We start from the raw sequence: 14,965 nt of genomic DNA, 5'->3' as shown, positions 1-14,965 counted from the left end.
GCATTACCACTTCATCTCACCCTTGGCGACCTTGGCGCTGATCTGCAGCGCCGACTCCAGCCCTGCCTTCGGATACGCCGCCTTCATCGCCGCGATCAGCGCCGCGCTGCCGCCCGCCTTCGGCGTCTCGCTTTCAAAGCGGCGCAGGTAATCGGCGGTAAAGCCGATCGACTCCGGCGTGAACGCCACGCCCGGCTGGAAATGCCCCGGCACCACCGTCACCGGTTTCAGTGCCGCGATCCGGTCCAGGGTCGCCAGCCACTGCTTGCGCGATTCCACGGTTTGCGTATCGGCGGTCCACACGTGCAGGCCGGAGAACAGCACCACGCCACCCGCCACCGCCTTGATCGATGGGATCCACACAAAGGTGCGGTCCGGCGTCGCACCATCGAGGCCGGCAATCTTCAGCTTTTCACCTTCCAGCACAATTTCGTCACCAGCCAGGGTTTCCGGCATCACGATGCCCTGCGGCGCGTTGTCTTTCAGGATCGGCCCCCAGTACGCGACCTTGGCCGCCGCCTTTTTCTGCATGGCCGCCACGGTGCCCGGGGTGGCGACGATGCGGGCGGCGGGGAAGGCCGCCTTGATGACGTCCAGGCCAAAGTAGAAATCCGGGTCGCCATGGCTGACGTACACGGTGGTCAGGCGCTTGCCGCTGGCGCGGATCTGTTCCACCAGTTTTAACGCTTCGCCGCGCGAGAATTGCGCATCGATCAGCACGGCGTCTTTCTCCCCCTTCACCAGCACCGAGGCCACGGGGAAGATCGCCGCTTCACCGGGATTGAAGACTTCCAGGGTCAGCGGGGCGGCGGAGGCCAAAGCGGAGGCGGAAACAGCGGCGGCGGCAACAACGGATTTCAGCAACATGATGACTGTCCTTCATAACGTGATTGGAATGACGCCATTGTGCCGCTCAGCATTCGAACGAAAAACAGTGTAAATTGCAATGGTTAATTGCATGGATCGATCCAATGGACAGGCTCACCGCCGCGCGCGTGTTTGTGGAAATCGCCGACCGGGGCAGCATGATTGCCGCCGCCGACGCGCTCGACATGTCGCGCGCCATGGTCACGCGCTACCTGGCCGAGATGGAAGAGTGGTGCGCCGTGCGCCTGCTGCACCGGACCACGCGCCGCATCAGCCTGACGGCGGCCGGTGAAGTCACGTTGAACCGCTGCCGCGAAATGCTGGCCGTGGCCGACGACATGGTGGCGGCGGGACAGAGCGACCCCGATGCGCCGCACGGTTTGTTGCGGCTGGCCAGTTCCCATTTCCTGGCCCAGACCGCACTGGCCGCCGCCGTGGCGGCGTATTTGCTGAAATACCCGAAGGTCAGCGTGGATTTGCAGGTCGACAACCGCGCCGTCAACCTGGTCGAGCAGCGCATCGATCTCGCCATCCGCATCACCAATGAACTCGATCCGGGCCTGATCGCCCGCCGCCTTGGCGATTGCGATTCCGTCATCGTGGCGTCGCCCGCCTATATAAAACGCCGCGGCATGCCAGGCGCCCCGGAAGAGCTGACCCGGCACAACTGCCTGACGTATTCGTATTTTGGCAAGAGCTTCTGGCGCTTCGACCACCAGGGCGACGGTGTGCAAGCCGCGGTCGGCGGCAATTTATCGTCGAATGAATCGATGGCGCTGCTGGCGGCGGCGGTGGAAGGGGCGGGGATCAGTATGCAGCCGCGTTTCGCGGCCGCGCCGCTGATCGGCGCCGGCAAGTTAATCCAGCTACTCCCGGGATATCGGCCCCAACAGCTGGGAATATATGGCGTATACAGCTCGCGCGACCATATGCCGCCAGCCCTGCGCGCGATGCTCGACCACTTGCTGGACTGGTTTGCCAGCGACCCGGAATGGCAAGTGGCGGGCATACCACTTATTGAAAAATAGACATTGACATCGCCCGCAGGCCGCAATCTTTCTACTGGTTTTGCTACTTTTCTGGTTGTTTTGTCTCAAGACAGCATGCTATTCTACGGGACCGTTTTATAGCATTACTGAAATACCGGTCCTTCCCCCACAACTTGATATGCAATCCGCCAAACGGTCAGGCCGTGTCGCGGAAGGTTAGATTAACCCGCTAATTCCTCGCGAAGCGCGAAGAAAGGTGAGCAAGATGATGCAACAAAGCCAGTCCAACTCCTATCTGTTCGGTGGGAATGCACCGTACGTCGAAGAACTGTACGAAGCGTACCTCGATAACCCCGGTTCCGTGCCAGACAATTGGCGCGCCTATTTCGACGCCATGCAGCACGTGCCTGCCGTCGACGGTTCCAACAAGCCTGACGTGGTTCACTCGTCCGTGATCGCCTCCTTCGCCGAACGCGCGAAAGCCGGCCCGATCCGCACCGTGATCGCCTCGACCGACCCGGACATGGGCCGCAAGCGCGTGGCAGCCACCCAGCTGATCGCCGCTTACCGCTACCTGGGTTCGCGCTGGGCCAACCTGGACCCGCTGCAGCGCCAGGAACGTCCGAACATCCCGGAACTGGAACCATCCTTCTACGGCTTCACCGACGCGGACCAGGATACGGTTTTCAACATCTCCAACACCTACTTTGGCCCGGAAACCGCTTCGCTGCGCGACCTGACCCAATTCCTGCGTGACACCTATACCCGCTCGATCGGCGCGGAATACATGTACATTTCCGATCCGGCGGAAAAGCGCTGGCTGCAGGAACGCCTGGAATCGATCCGCTCGACCCCGAATTTCACGGCTGAAAAGAAAAAGCATATCCTGGAACGCCTGACGGCCGCCGAAGGCCTCGAGCGCTACCTGCATACCAAGTACGTCGGCCAGAAGCGCTTCTCGCTGGAAGGCGGCGAAACCTTCATCGCGTCGATCGATGAAATCATCCAGCGCGCCGGCGAAAAAGGCGTGCAGGAAATCGTGATCGGCATGGCCCACCGTGGCCGCCTGAACGTGCTGGTCAATACCCTGGGCAAAGCCCCGAAAGACCTGTTCGAAGAATTCGAAGGCAAGCACGCCGAAGACTTGCCTGCCGGCGACGTGAAATACCACCAGGGCTTCTCGTCCGACATCTCCACCGCGGGCGGCCCGGTCCACCTGTCGCTGGCGTTCAACCCGTCGCACCTGGAAATCGTCAATCCAGTGGTGGAAGGTTCCGTGAAGGCCCGTATGGACCGCCGCGGCGATGCGCAAGGCGCGCAAGTGCTGCCGATCCTGGTGCACGGCGACGCGGCATTCGCCGGCCAGGGCGTTGTGATGGAAACCCTGAACCTGGCGCAGACCCGCGGCTACGGCACGGGCGGCACGGTGCACATCGTCATCAACAACCAGATCGGTTTCACCACGTCCGACCCGCGCGACGCGCGTTCGACCATCTATTGCTCCGACGTCGTGAAAATGATCGAGGCGCCGGTGCTGCACGTGAACGCCGATGATCCGGAAGCGTGCGTGCTGGCCTCGCAAATCGCGCTGGACTACCGCCTGGAATTCAAGAAAGACATCGTTGTCGACATCATTTGCTACCGCAAACTGGGCCACAACGAGCAAGATACCCCGGCACTGACCCAGCCGCTGATGTACAAGCGCATCGCGACCCATCCAGGCACCCGCAAGCTGTTCGCGGACAAGCTGGCAACCCAGGGCGTGATCGCTGCCGACGGCGGCGACACCATGGTGGCCGCCTACCGCGCCGCGATGGATGCCGGCAAGCACACCGTGGATCCAGTGATCTCGAACTTCAAGAACAAGTACGCCGTTGACTGGCTGCCGTTCCTGAACCGCAAATGGACCGATTCCGCCGACACCGCCGTGCCGATGACGGAACTGAAACGCCTGGCCGGCCGCATCACCACCGTGCCGGAAGGTTTCAAAGTCCACTCGCTGGTGGAAAAAGTGCTGGCAGACCGCGCCAACATGGGCAAGGGCGACATGAACCTGGACTGGGGCATGGGCGAACACCTGGCGTTTGCAACGCTGGTCTCGTCCGGCTACGCCGTGCGCCTGACCGGCCAGGACGCCGGCCGTGGCACCTTCACCCACCGTCACGCCGTGCTGCACGACCAGAACCGCGAGCGTTGGGATGCCGGTTCGTACGTGCCGCTGCAAAACATCGCTGACGGCCAGGCGCCATTCACCGTGATCGACTCCGTGCTGTCCGAAGAAGCCGTGCTGGCCTTCGAATACGGCTACTCGACCGCTGAACCGAACACCCTGACGATCTGGGAAGCCCAGTTCGGCGACTTCGTCAACGGCGCGCAAGTGGTGATCGACCAGTTCATCAGCTCCGGCGAAGTGAAGTGGGGCCGCGCTTCCGGCCTGGTCATGATGCTGCCGCACGGTTACGAAGGCCAGGGTCCTGAGCACTCGTCGTGCCGTCCAGAGCGTTTCCTGCAACTGTGCGCTGACAACAACATGCAAGTGGTGCAGCCAACCACCGCATCGCAGATCTTCCATGTGCTGCGCCGCCAGATGGTGCGCCAGTTCCGTAAGCCACTGGTGATCCTGACGCCGAAATCGCTGCTGCGTAACAAGGATGCGGGTTCGCCGCTGACCGAACTGGCCAAGGGCGCGTTCCAGACCGTGATCGGTGAAGTGGACGACAAGATCGACGCCAAGAAAGTCAAGCGCGTGGTGGCCTGCTCGGGCAAGGTGTACTACGACATCGTCAATGCGCGCAAGGCACGCGGCCAGGCTGACACCGCCATTATCCGTGTTGAACAACTGTATCCGTTCCCGCACAAGTCGTTCGCAGCGGAACTGAAGAAGTTCCCGAACGCGACCGAAGTGGTGTGGACCCAGGATGAGCCGCAAAACCAGGGCCCATGGTTCCAGATCCAGCACAACATCTTTGAGAGCCTGGAACCTGGCCAGCGCCTGGCGTATGCCGGCCGCCCAGCATCGGCCTCGCCGGCTGTCGGCTACTACGACAAGCACTACGCCCAGCAAAAAGAGCTGCTGGAAACGGCGTTCTCGAAGCTGAAGGGCTTCATCCTGACCAAGTAATGTAATACGTGCCGCGCCGCGCCTGACAAAAGGCCGCGGCGCGCCGCTGCACATAACAATAGATACGAAAAGAATACGGAGTTTTTCAAATGGCACAAATCGAAGTTAAAGTTCCCCAGCTGTCCGAGTCCGTCGCTGAAGCGACCCTGCTGTCCTGGCACAAGAAAGTCGGCGAAGCCGTTGCGCGCGACGAAAACATGATCGACATCGAAACCGACAAAGTCGTGCTGGAACTGCCAGCACCGAACGCCGGTGTGATCGTGCAGCTGCTGAAGGACAACGGCGCGACCGTGGTCGCTGGTGAAGTGATCGCCATTATTGATACCGAAGCAACCGCCGGCGCCACTGCGCCTGCCGCCGCCGCGCCTGCTGCTGCCGCTGCTCCAGCCGCCGTAGCACCAGCCGCCAACAAAGGCGACGTGGCCATGCCGGCCGCCGCCAAGATCCTGTCCGAAGCCGGCCTGTCCGCTTCCAGCGTGGCTGGCACCGGCAAAGACGGCCGCGTGACCAAGGGCGACGCCCTGGCCGCCGCTTCCGCGCCAAAAGCCGCGCCAGCCCCGGCCGCCGCGCCAGCCGCCGCCAAGCCTGCGCTGCAAAAAGTCGCCGCGCCAATCGGCAACCTGAACCTGGGCGACCGTCCTGAAGAGCGCGTGCCGATGTCGCGCCTGCGCGCACGTATCGCCGAGCGCCTGGTGGAATCGCAATCGACCAACGCCATCCTGACCACCTTCAATGAAGTCAACATGAAGCCGGTCATGGATCTGCGTAACAAGTACAAAGACAAGTTCGAGAAAGAGCACGGCGTCAAGCTGGGCTTCATGTCGTTCTTCGTCAAAGCCGCTGTTGCCGCGCTGAAGAAATACCCGATCCTGAACGCATCGGTTGATGCCAACGACATCGTCTACCACGGCTACTTCGACATCGGTATCGCGGTGGGTTCGCCACGCGGCCTGGTGGTGCCGATCCTGCGCAACGCCGACCAGATGTCGATCGCCGACATCGAAAAGAAAATCGGTGAATTCGGCCAGAAAGCCAAGGACGGCAAGCTGACCCTGGACGACCTGACCGGCGGCACCTTCTCGATCTCGAACGGCGGCACCTTCGGCTCCATGCTGTCGACCCCGATCATCAACCCGCCACAATCGGCGATCCTGGGCGTGCACGCGACCAAGGACCGCGCCGTGGTGGAAAACGGTGAAATCGTCATCCGTCCAATGAACTACCTGGCCATGTCGTATGACCACCGCATCATCGACGGCCGCGAAGCAGTGCTGGGCCTGGTGGCAATGAAAGACGCGCTGGAAGATCCATCGCGCCTGCTGCTGGACCTGTAATTCACGCTAGCGCGCAGCACCCTGTCTCTGCAGAGAGGCGGGTTGCTGCCTGTCGTTCAAACTGATTGGGAATTTAAGACATGAGCAACAAACAATTTGACGTCGTCGTGATCGGCGCAGGTCCTGGCGGTTACATCGCCGCCATCCGCGCAGCGCAGCTGGGTTTCCAGGTGGCCTGTATCGATGAATGGACCAACGAAAAAGGCGGTCCCGCGCCAGGCGGCACTTGCACCAACGTCGGCTGCATTCCATCGAAAGCGCTGTTGCAATCGTCGGAACACTACGAGCACGCCGGCCATGCGTTCAAGGAGCACGGCATCGATGTCGCCGGCCTGTCGCTGAACCTGGGCCAGATGGTCAAGCGCAAGGACAACGTCGTCAAGCAAAACAATGACGGCATCCTGTACCTGTTCAAGAAAAACAAGGTGACCTTCTTCCACGGCCGCGGCGCGTTCGCCGGCGCCGCTGGCGCGGAAGGCTATCCGATCGCCATCACCGGCAAGACCGAAGAAACCATCACCGCCAAGCAAGTCATCGTGGCAACCGGTTCCAACGCCCGTGCACTGCCGGGCGCCGAGTTCGATGAGCAACTGATCCTGTCGAACACGGGCGCGCTGGCGATTAATGAAGTGCCGGCCAATCTGGGCGTGATCGGCGCCGGTGTGATCGGCCTGGAAATGGGTTCCGTATGGCGCCGCCTGGGCTCGAAAGTCACCGTGCTGGAAGGCCTGCCGACCTTCCTGGGCGCCGTGGACGAGCAAATCGCCAAGGAAGCGCACAAGCTGTTCACCAAGCAGGGCCTGGCCATCTCCCTGGGCTGCAAGATCAACAGCGTCACCAAGGGCGACAACAACGTCACCGTGCAGTATGACGACGCCAAAGGCGAAGCCGTGACCGCCGTGTTCGACAAGCTGATCGTGTCGATCGGCCGTACGCCGAACACGAACGGCCTGGGCTTTGAGAAGGCCGGCCTGGCGCTGGACGAGCGCGGCTTCATCGCCGTCGATGGCGACTGCAAGACCAACCTGCCGAACGTCTGGGCGGTGGGCGACGTGGTGCGCGGCCCGATGCTGGCGCACAAGGCCGAGGAAGAAGGCGTTGCCGTGGCCGAGCGTATCGCCGGCCAGCATGGCCACACCAACTTCGACACGATTCCTTGGGTGATCTACACCTCGCCGGAAATCGCGTGGGTCGGCAAGACCGAGCAGCAGCTGAAAGCCGAAGGCATCCAGTACAAGGCCGGCACCTTCCCGTTCCTGGCCAACGGCCGCGCACGCGCGCTGGGCGACACCTCGGGCATGGTGAAATTCCTGGCCCACGCGGTCACCGATGAAATCCTGGGCGTGCACATCGTCGGCCCAATGGCATCGGAACTGATTTCCGAAGCCGTGGTGGCAATGGAGTTCAAGGCATCGGCGGAAGACATCGCCCGCATTTGCCACGCCCACCCATCGCTGTCGGAAGCGACCAAGGAAGCCGCACTGGCAGTCGACAAGCGCACGCTGAACTTCTAAGCTGAGCTGTCATGAAGCCGGACGTGGGCTGCGCACAAGCAACCCCGTCCGGCTTTTGTTTTTAGGCGGCCCGAAATGCGTAGGGCGGTTCGCACAGCGAGCCGCCATTGCATGCACCTCGGCGGCGCCAGCATGGCGGCTTCCGCTGCGCGGAAACCGCCCTACGGGAGTTACGGCGCCGGCACGGGTTTTAGCGTGCGGCCTGCATAGATTGCGACACAAACATGAATGTCCAAGAGTTCTACCAACACGCGCTGACCCAGCGCGATTTCAAGTCCGATGCCGCGCAACAGCGCGCCGTCGACAGGCTGCAAGCCTGCTACGACGAGTGGGCGGCCTATAAGGCGCTGCGCTCCAACAGTTTCAAGCGCTTCATCAACCGTCCCACGCCGCCGAAAGGCGTGTATATGTGGGGGGGCGTGGGCCGTGGCAAGTCGTTCCTGATGGACAGCTTTTATTCCGTGGTGCCGCTGGTGCGCAAGACGCGCCTGCACTTCCATGAATTCATGCGCGACGTGCACCGCCAGCTCGATGAATTGCGCGGCGTGGCCGATCCGCTGCAGGAGGTGGCGCGCCGCATCGCGAAAAAATACCGCCTGATCTGCTTCGACGAATTCCACATCTCCGACGTGGCCGATGCGATGATCATGTACAACCTGCTGTCGGCGCTGTTCGACAATGGCGTGTCGTTCATCATGACGTCGAACTATGAGCCATCGACCCTGTATCCGGACGGCTTGCACCGCGACCGCATCTTGCCGACCATCGCGCTGTTGAAAGACAAGCTTGACGTGCTCAATGTCGATGCCGGGGTTGACTACCGGGGCAGGGCGCTGGAACAGGTGGAATCGTTCTACACGCCGCTCAACGCCGCCACCGACGAGGCGCTGCGCCAGGCCTATGCCCGTATTGCCGAAACCGCCGATGAAAACCCCATGGTGTCGATTGAAAACCGCGATATCCGTGCACTGCGGCGCGCCGGCTCGATCATCTGGTTCGATTTCGCGACCCTGTGCGGCGGTCCGCGCTCGCAAAACGATTACCTGGAAATTGCCAGCCGCTTCCATACCGTTATACTGTCCGGCATACCGATGATGTCCGCCGCCATGTCGTCCGAGGCGCGCCGCTTCACCTGGCTGATTGACGTGTTTTATGACCAGAAGGTCAAATTGCTGATGTCGGCCGAAGTGGAGCCGGAAGAGCTGTACACGACAGGCACGCTGGCCAACGAATTTCATCGGACCGTGTCGCGCATTGTGGAGATGCAATCGCGCGATTATATGGACAAGGAGCAGCGCAAGGCCGCAGAGGCGCTGTCCTGATCAACAGGATAACGATGTCGAAGTACAGCTTCCGCATAGCCTCCGCTATGCTTATTTCCCTGTCCTGCGCCGTATCGGCGCAGGATATTGGCCGCCCGGTGCTGCACGCGCCGGAAGTGCCACTGACGCACTCAGTCGAGCAGGCCGATGCGAAGCTGGCCGAAGTGGCCGCCGCGCGCGCCAAGGTCAACCAGGCCTATGCCGCGGACGAACAGGTGTGCAACGCCAGGTTCTTTGTCAATCATTGCCTCGATGAAGCCAAGGAAAAGCGCCGTCTGGCGCTGTCGGGCTTGCGCGCGGTCGAAGTGGAAGCCAGCCGCTACAAGCGCCAGGCCGCGGTCGACAAGCGTGATGCGGAACTGGCCGACCGCCTGAAAAAAGACGTGGAAGAAGAGACGCGCCGCGCCGCCGCGCCGCCGGCTGCCCATGTTGAACGTGGCGCGGCGCCGCCGAGCGCCAAGCCGGGGCCGTCGGCGGAGCAGCGCCAGGCCGAGCATGACGCGAAAGAGCGCCGCCGCCAGGAAAAGGAAGCGGCCGACGCGCCGAAGCGCGCGGAAAATGTCGCGGCTTTTGAAAAGAAACAGGCGGAGTCGGAACAGCGCCGCGCCCGCATCGCCGAACGCATGGCGGAACGGGCGGAAAAAGCCCGCAAGCGGGCCGAAGCCGCCGCCGCGAAAGCCGAAGCGGCCGCCGTGAAGGCAAAGGCCGCCGCCAAGGACGGCAAATAACTACACCGCTTTCCCCATCCTCTGCACGGTATAAGACGGCGCTTCCGTGGGCGGCGCCGCCAGCTTGATGATGGCCATGGTGCAGTTGTCGCCCTTGCCCTTGGCCCGTTCGATGGCTTTATTAATGAGCTTTTCAGACGCCTGGCGCGGTGTCGCGCGGCTGATCACCATGGCCAGTTCCGCATCCGTGAAGTATTGCCACAGGCCGTCCGACGCCAGCAAAAACGCATCGCCCGCCTGCAGGCCCTGCTGTTCCCCCACGGTGACGAACGGCGGCTTTTGCCGGTTGCCCAGCGCATTCATCAGCATACGCGTGCTGCGGTGTTTTTTTGCCGCGTCCAGCGGCAGCTTGTCGTGATCGACCAGGTGCTGGACATATTCCTGGTCGTTGGTGCGTCCGACGCACTGTTCCCCGGAGAAACGGTACAGCCGTGAATCGCCCACATGGGCCCAGACCGCCTGGCCCTGCGGCGTCAGCATCAGCACCAGCATGGTGGCCTGTGGTTCGCCAGTGGTGGCGGGGCTCATGACGATAATATCGTGCGCTTCCTGCGCCACCGTGCGCAGCAAATCCTGCAGGCGCGGCACGTTGGCTTTTTCTCCGGCGCGGTATTCATCGAGCAGTTGTTTGCTAGTATGCAACACCTGCTCGGCCGCCGCCGCCGTGCCCAGGCCGTCGGCCAGCACCGCCATCACATAGCCGGGCGCCCGCGCCGCTGTATACAGGGCGGCGCGGTCGGTTTGCAGGGACCGGCTGCCAATATGCTGGGCGGTGCCGGCTTCGATTTTATATGCGCTCATGGGCGGGCTTGCTAGAGAGATACTGGCTTGAGTCGATGCACTGAGTTAAACTATGCACCGGTAAACAGTTCCGTTGCAAGCGTGCAGTTGTTTCTGTAACGAAACTGTTGGCAAAATTCACAACATCCCCGGAAACCAATGACTGATGTAGAAGAAATCAAGCGCCGCATCGTCGAACTCGATGTGGAACACCGCGACCTGGACGCCGTCATCGAAATGCTGACCCGGGACGGCCACTCCGACCAGTTACAATTGCGCCGTTTAAAGAAACGAAAATTGCAGCTGAAAGACTATATCACCCTGCTGAAAATGCAGCTCGTTCCGGACGTGCCTGCCTGAAACTCTCGCGGCGCCCCCGCTTTCTTCCTGACGCATTTTGACCAGCCCCCACCATACTCCCGCCGTCCCGCAAGCTGACGGCGGTGAACTGCTTCCCCCTCCTGGTACCCATGACGCCGAGATCGAACGGCTGTTCGGTCCGGGCGGCCCGCTGAGCCCGGCGGTCGGCGGTTTTCGTCCACGCCAGTCGCAAACGGAAATGGCCAAGGCCGTGGCCGATGCCATCGCCACCCAGACCACCTTGCTGGCGGAAGCGGGGACCGGTACCGGCAAGACCTTTGCCTACCTGGTGCCAGCCTTGCTGTGGGGCGGCAAGACCATCGTCTCGACCGGCACCAAGAACTTGCAAGACCAGCTGTTCCTGAGGGACATTCCGACGGTGCGCGCCGCACTGAAGACACCGGTGTCGGTCGCGTTGCTGAAAGGGCGCGGCAATTACCTGTGCCACTACCACCTCGAGCGTACCCAGCAAAACGGCCGCATGACGTCGCGTGAAGATGTTGGTTACCTGCGTGAAATTTCCCGCTTCCTGAAAATGACCAATTCCGGCGATAAGGCGGAGCTGGCGCAAGTGCCGGAAAACGCCCTGATCTGGAACCTGGTGACGTCCACGCGGGAAAACTGCATGGGCGCGGAGTGCCAGTATTACCAGGATTGCTTCGTCATGAAGGCGCGCAAGGAAGCACAGCAGGCCGATGTCGTGGTGGTCAACCACCACCTGTTCTTTGCCGACGTGGCGCTGAAAGATACCGGCGTGGCGGAATTGCTGCCGTCGGCCAACACCATCATCTTCGATGAAGCGCACCAGCTGCCCGACACCGCCACCCTGTTCTTTGGCGACACGGTTTCGACGTCGCACGTGCTGGAACTGTGCCGCGACGTGCTGGCAGAAGGCCTGGCCCACGCGCGCGATGGCGCCGACTGGGCCAAGACCGTGGTGCCGGTGGAAAAGGCCGCGCGCGATTTACGGCTGACGTTCCCGCAAGACATCGTGCGCCTGTCCTTGCCGCAAATTGCCCCGTCCAGTGATTTTTTCCCCGCGCTGGACAAGCTCAAGGAAGAGTTGGGCAACATGAACGACGTGCTGGAAACCACGGCGGAGCGGGCGGAAACGCTGGAACAGTGCCGCGTGCGCGGCTTTGAGCTGGCCGAGCGGCTGGCGGCCTGGAAGTTCGACCCGAAAGCCAAGGTCAAGGCCGGCGAAGAAGCCGTGTACTGGGTGGAAGCGTTCACCAGTTCCCTGCAATTGCACAAGACGCCGCTGTCGATCGCGCCGATCTTCAACGGCCAGCGCGAAGGCATCCCGCGCAGCTGGATTTTTACGTCGGCGACCCTGGCCGTGAAAAACAATTTCGACCACTTTGCCGAGCAAATGGGCTTGACCGGCGAACCGTCGCGCACCTGGCCCAGCCCGTTCAATTACGAGCAGCAAGGCTTGCTGTATGTGCCGACCGGGTTGCCGGATCCGAATTCGATCGGCTATACCGACGCGGTGCTGGACATGGCGTTGCCGGTGATCGAGGCGGCGGGCGGCCGTACCTTCCTGCTGTGCACCACCTTGCGCGCGGTAAAACGCGCGGCGGAACGCTTGCGCAATGAATTTGAACAGCGCGGCTTGCCGTTCCCCCTGTTCGTACAGGGCGACAAGGGCCGGACCGAATTGCTGGACCAGTTCCGCAAAGCGGGCAATGGCGTGCTGATCGGCAGCCAGAGTTTCTGGGAAGGGGTCGATGTGCGCGGCGAAGCGCTGTCGCTGGTCATCATCGACAAGCTGCCGTTTGCGCCGCCCGACGATCCGGTGCTGGCGGCCCGCATCGAAGTGATGGAAAAGAAGGGGCTCAATGGCTTCATGCATCACACTTTGCCGGAAGCCATCATCAACCTGAAGCAGGGCGCCGGTCGCCTGATCCGCGACGAGGGCGACCGGGGCGTGCTGATGCTGTGCGACCCCCGCGTGATCTCGAAACCGTATGGCCGCCGCATCTGGCAGAGCTTGCCGTCGTTCCGGCGCACGCGCGAGCGCGACGTGGCCATCGAATTCTTCACCAACCCGGCCCAGCCGGAAGACGCCGCGGAGTAACTTGCACGCGGCAGCCACTGCTGTATCGTGCGCGGCTTTTGTGTTTCACTAATCCTCCTCAAAATAAGTGGAGGCCGAGATGCGAATTCACCTGTTACTGGCTGCGCCGCTGGCCGCGCTGTTGGCCGGAGTATCGCCGCTGGGTTACGCCCAGTGCTGCGGGTATGGCATGAGTTATGACAATGTGGTGGTGTGGCCGCAGCCGGACTTGCGGATACCGGTGCCATCGGCCAGGGAAGCAAAGAAAGCGCCGCCGCCGGGACTGGCCAAGGCCAAACCTGCCGTGCAAGCCAATGCCCGCAAATTGTCACTGCATTTCCCGGCGGATAAACGCGCGGAAATGGAAAAGATCTATGTGCAAAGCATGGATATTTACCTGAAGGTGGAAAAGAAAATGGGCTGGACGCCGCGCGACCTGGCGGGCGGCATGGCGGCCTTCGTGGTGGGCAATTACATGGTGCTGAAAAACACCGAGGTGACCGACGAAGCCTTTGCCGCCGTGGCACGGCAATTCCGCGCGCAGGACAAGCTGCGGGAACTCGGCAACAACCCCGATCCGGACAAGGTGCGCGACGTGTTCGAACAAAGCGCCATGGTCGGCGCGTTCATGGCGCTGGCGTATAAATCCCACCAGCAGCAACCGCAGCCGCCGGCCGTGTATGAAAACCTGCGCAATGCCGCGATTGAAAACCTGAAGCTGGTGATGCGCTCCGATCCCAATACCTTGCTGATTGATGACAAGGGGATCCATTGAGCAGGATGGCGCCCGCGCAATGCCCCGGGCGCCGCCTGCCTGCCGCGCCTTACTGCTGCGGCAAAATCACCACTTTGCCCGTCACCTTGCGCGCCGCCATGTCGTTCAAGGCTTGCGGCGTCTCGGCCAGCGCATAGCGGGCGGAAATGTGCGGGCGGATTTTGCCTTCCTTCATCCAGCCCAGTAACTGCATCATGCCCGCCAGGTTGGCTTTCGGTTCGCGCTTGGCGAATTCGCCCCAGAACACGCCCACCAGCGATGCGCCTTTCAACAAGGCCAGGTTGAGCGGCAGTTTCGGGATTTCGCCATTGGCAAAGCCCACCACCAGGTAGCGCCCGCGCCAGGCAATGGCGCGGAACGCCGCTTCCGCGAAATCGCCGCCAACCGGGTCATACACCACATCCGGCCCTTTGCCGCCGGTGGCCGCCTTGACGGCTTCGCGCAAGTCTTCGCGGCTGTAATTGATCAGGACATCGGCGCCATGGTCCTTGCACACGGCGAGTTTTTCATCGGACGAGGCCGCCGCGATCACGCGCGCGCCCAGCGCCTTGCCGATTTCCACCGCCGCCAGCCCGACACCGCCCGCCGCGCCCAGCACCAGCATGGTTTCCCCGGCCTTCAGCGCGGCGCGGTCCACCACCGCGTGGTGCGAGGTGCCGTAGGTCAGCGTGATGGAGGCCGCCGTCTCGAAGTCCATGCCCGGCGGCATCGGCATCAGGGCGTGCGCCGGCGCGGTCAATTGCTGGGCAAAGCCGCCATGGGCGGAAAACGCGATCACCCGGTCGCCCGGCTTGAAACCGGCCACGCCATCGCCGACCGCGCGCACGATGCCCGCCACTTCATTGCCGGGTGTGAACGGCAATTCCGGCTTGTACTGGTATTTACCCTGGATGATCAGCACATCCGGGAAGTTGACGCCGGCCGCCTGCACGTCCAGCACGACATGGCCGGGCGCGGGCTGCAAATCCGGCAGTTCTTCGACGGTGAGGGTGTCCGGCAAGCCCCACGCTTTGCATACGATGGCTTTCATAAGTCTCCGTTAAAATAGTACGACCGTTCCATTTTGACCGCATCCCGCGCGGTTGTCCATGGTTTGCGTTACCGCAAACGCCGGGG

The 14,965-nt window shown here is 62.2% G+C and carries 12 protein-coding genes; 9 read left to right on the top strand and 3 right to left on the bottom strand.

Going from position 1 to position 14,965, the window contains the following annotated elements:
- Positions 1-3: 3 nt before the first annotated feature.
- The gene (locus AC1RRC_RS22390) at positions 4-867 is read right to left on the bottom strand and encodes an MBL fold metallo-hydrolase (RefSeq protein WP_493057744.1); all 864 of its coding nucleotides are present in this window, start codon (positions 865-867) and stop codon (positions 4-6) included.
- 104 nt (positions 868-971) lie between these two features.
- Between AC1RRC_RS22390 and AC1RRC_RS22385 the strand changes: the two genes are divergently transcribed.
- From AC1RRC_RS22385 to AC1RRC_RS22360, 6 genes are all read left to right on the top strand, one after another.
- Entirely contained in the window at positions 972-1,895 is a 924-nt protein-coding gene (locus AC1RRC_RS22385) for a LysR family transcriptional regulator (protein ID WP_493057743.1), read from the top strand.
- Between the two features lie 226 nt (positions 1,896-2,121).
- Positions 2,122-4,977, top strand: coding sequence for a 2-oxoglutarate dehydrogenase E1 component (locus AC1RRC_RS22380; RefSeq protein ID WP_493057742.1), 2,856 nt, complete (start codon positions 2,122-2,124; stop codon positions 4,975-4,977).
- Between the two features lie 89 nt (positions 4,978-5,066).
- On the top strand, positions 5,067-6,311 hold the full coding sequence (gene odhB, locus AC1RRC_RS22375; RefSeq protein WP_493057741.1) for a 2-oxoglutarate dehydrogenase complex dihydrolipoyllysine-residue succinyltransferase: 1,245 nt from the start codon (positions 5,067-5,069) through the stop codon (positions 6,309-6,311).
- A gap of 80 nt (positions 6,312-6,391) precedes the next feature.
- Entirely contained in the window at positions 6,392-7,825 is a 1,434-nt protein-coding gene (gene lpdA, locus AC1RRC_RS22370; protein WP_493057740.1) for a dihydrolipoyl dehydrogenase, read from the top strand.
- A gap of 224 nt (positions 7,826-8,049) precedes the next feature.
- On the top strand, positions 8,050-9,147 hold the full coding sequence (gene zapE / locus AC1RRC_RS22365; protein ID WP_493057739.1) for a cell division protein ZapE: 1,098 nt from the start codon (positions 8,050-8,052) through the stop codon (positions 9,145-9,147).
- Between the two features lie 47 nt (positions 9,148-9,194).
- Positions 9,195-9,875 carry a hypothetical protein gene (locus tag AC1RRC_RS22360; RefSeq protein WP_493057738.1) on the top strand — a complete coding sequence of 227 codons (681 nt, stop codon included), beginning with the start codon at positions 9,195-9,197 and terminating at the stop codon, positions 9,873-9,875.
- Here AC1RRC_RS22360 and AC1RRC_RS22355 read toward each other — a convergent pair whose 3' ends face one another.
- Entirely contained in the window at positions 9,876-10,676 is an 801-nt protein-coding gene (locus tag AC1RRC_RS22355) for a PP2C family protein-serine/threonine phosphatase (protein WP_493057737.1), read from the bottom strand.
- A 138-nt stretch (positions 10,677-10,814) separates the two neighbouring features.
- Between AC1RRC_RS22355 and AC1RRC_RS22350 the strand changes: the two genes are divergently transcribed.
- The 3 genes from AC1RRC_RS22350 (at position 10,815) to AC1RRC_RS22340 (ending at position 13,849) form a co-directional block, all read left to right on the top strand.
- Positions 10,815-11,015: a YdcH family protein gene (locus tag AC1RRC_RS22350; protein WP_155441717.1), complete on the top strand. Its 201-nt coding sequence runs from the start codon at positions 10,815-10,817 to the stop codon at positions 11,013-11,015.
- Positions 11,016-11,052: 37 nt separating this feature from the next.
- Positions 11,053-13,095 carry a DNA repair helicase YoaA gene (gene yoaA / locus AC1RRC_RS22345; protein WP_493057736.1) on the top strand — a complete coding sequence of 681 codons (2,043 nt, stop codon included), beginning with the start codon at positions 11,053-11,055 and terminating at the stop codon, positions 13,093-13,095.
- A 79-nt stretch (positions 13,096-13,174) separates the two neighbouring features.
- Positions 13,175-13,849 carry a DUF6683 family protein gene (locus tag AC1RRC_RS22340; RefSeq protein WP_493057735.1) on the top strand — a complete coding sequence of 225 codons (675 nt, stop codon included), beginning with the start codon at positions 13,175-13,177 and terminating at the stop codon, positions 13,847-13,849.
- Positions 13,850-13,898: 49 nt separating this feature from the next.
- Here the strand turns inward: AC1RRC_RS22340 and AC1RRC_RS22335 are convergent, their stop codons facing one another.
- Positions 13,899-14,879 carry an NADPH:quinone oxidoreductase family protein gene (locus AC1RRC_RS22335; protein WP_493057734.1) on the bottom strand — a complete coding sequence of 327 codons (981 nt, stop codon included), beginning with the start codon at positions 14,877-14,879 and terminating at the stop codon, positions 13,899-13,901.
- Between the last annotated feature and the right edge of the window lie 86 nt (positions 14,880-14,965).

The organism is Pseudoduganella sp. GW821-FHT12E03, from assembly GCF_058807115.1.
This window is presented reverse-complemented; position numbering and strand designations above follow the sequence as displayed.

Coding starts and splice junctions, on each gene's coding strand:
- AC1RRC_RS22340 (WP_493057735.1), top strand. CDS start 13,175: ATGCGAATTCACCTGTTACTGGCTGCGCCGCTGGCCGCGCTGTTGGCC.
- zapE (WP_493057739.1), top strand. CDS start 8,050: ATGAATGTCCAAGAGTTCTACCAACACGCGCTGACCCAGCGCGATTTC.
- AC1RRC_RS22390 (WP_493057744.1), bottom strand. CDS start 867: ATGTTGCTGAAATCCGTTGTTGCCGCCGCCGCTGTTTCCGCCTCCGCT.
- AC1RRC_RS22355 (WP_493057737.1), bottom strand. CDS start 10,676: ATGAGCGCATATAAAATCGAAGCCGGCACCGCCCAGCATATTGGCAGC.
- AC1RRC_RS22350 (WP_155441717.1), top strand. CDS start 10,815: ATGACTGATGTAGAAGAAATCAAGCGCCGCATCGTCGAACTCGATGTG.
- AC1RRC_RS22385 (WP_493057743.1), top strand. CDS start 972: ATGGACAGGCTCACCGCCGCGCGCGTGTTTGTGGAAATCGCCGACCGG.
- AC1RRC_RS22380 (WP_493057742.1), top strand. CDS start 2,122: ATGATGCAACAAAGCCAGTCCAACTCCTATCTGTTCGGTGGGAATGCA.
- odhB (WP_493057741.1), top strand. CDS start 5,067: ATGGCACAAATCGAAGTTAAAGTTCCCCAGCTGTCCGAGTCCGTCGCT.
- AC1RRC_RS22360 (WP_493057738.1), top strand. CDS start 9,195: ATGCTTATTTCCCTGTCCTGCGCCGTATCGGCGCAGGATATTGGCCGC.
- AC1RRC_RS22335 (WP_493057734.1), bottom strand. CDS start 14,879: ATGAAAGCCATCGTATGCAAAGCGTGGGGCTTGCCGGACACCCTCACC.
- lpdA (WP_493057740.1), top strand. CDS start 6,392: ATGAGCAACAAACAATTTGACGTCGTCGTGATCGGCGCAGGTCCTGGC.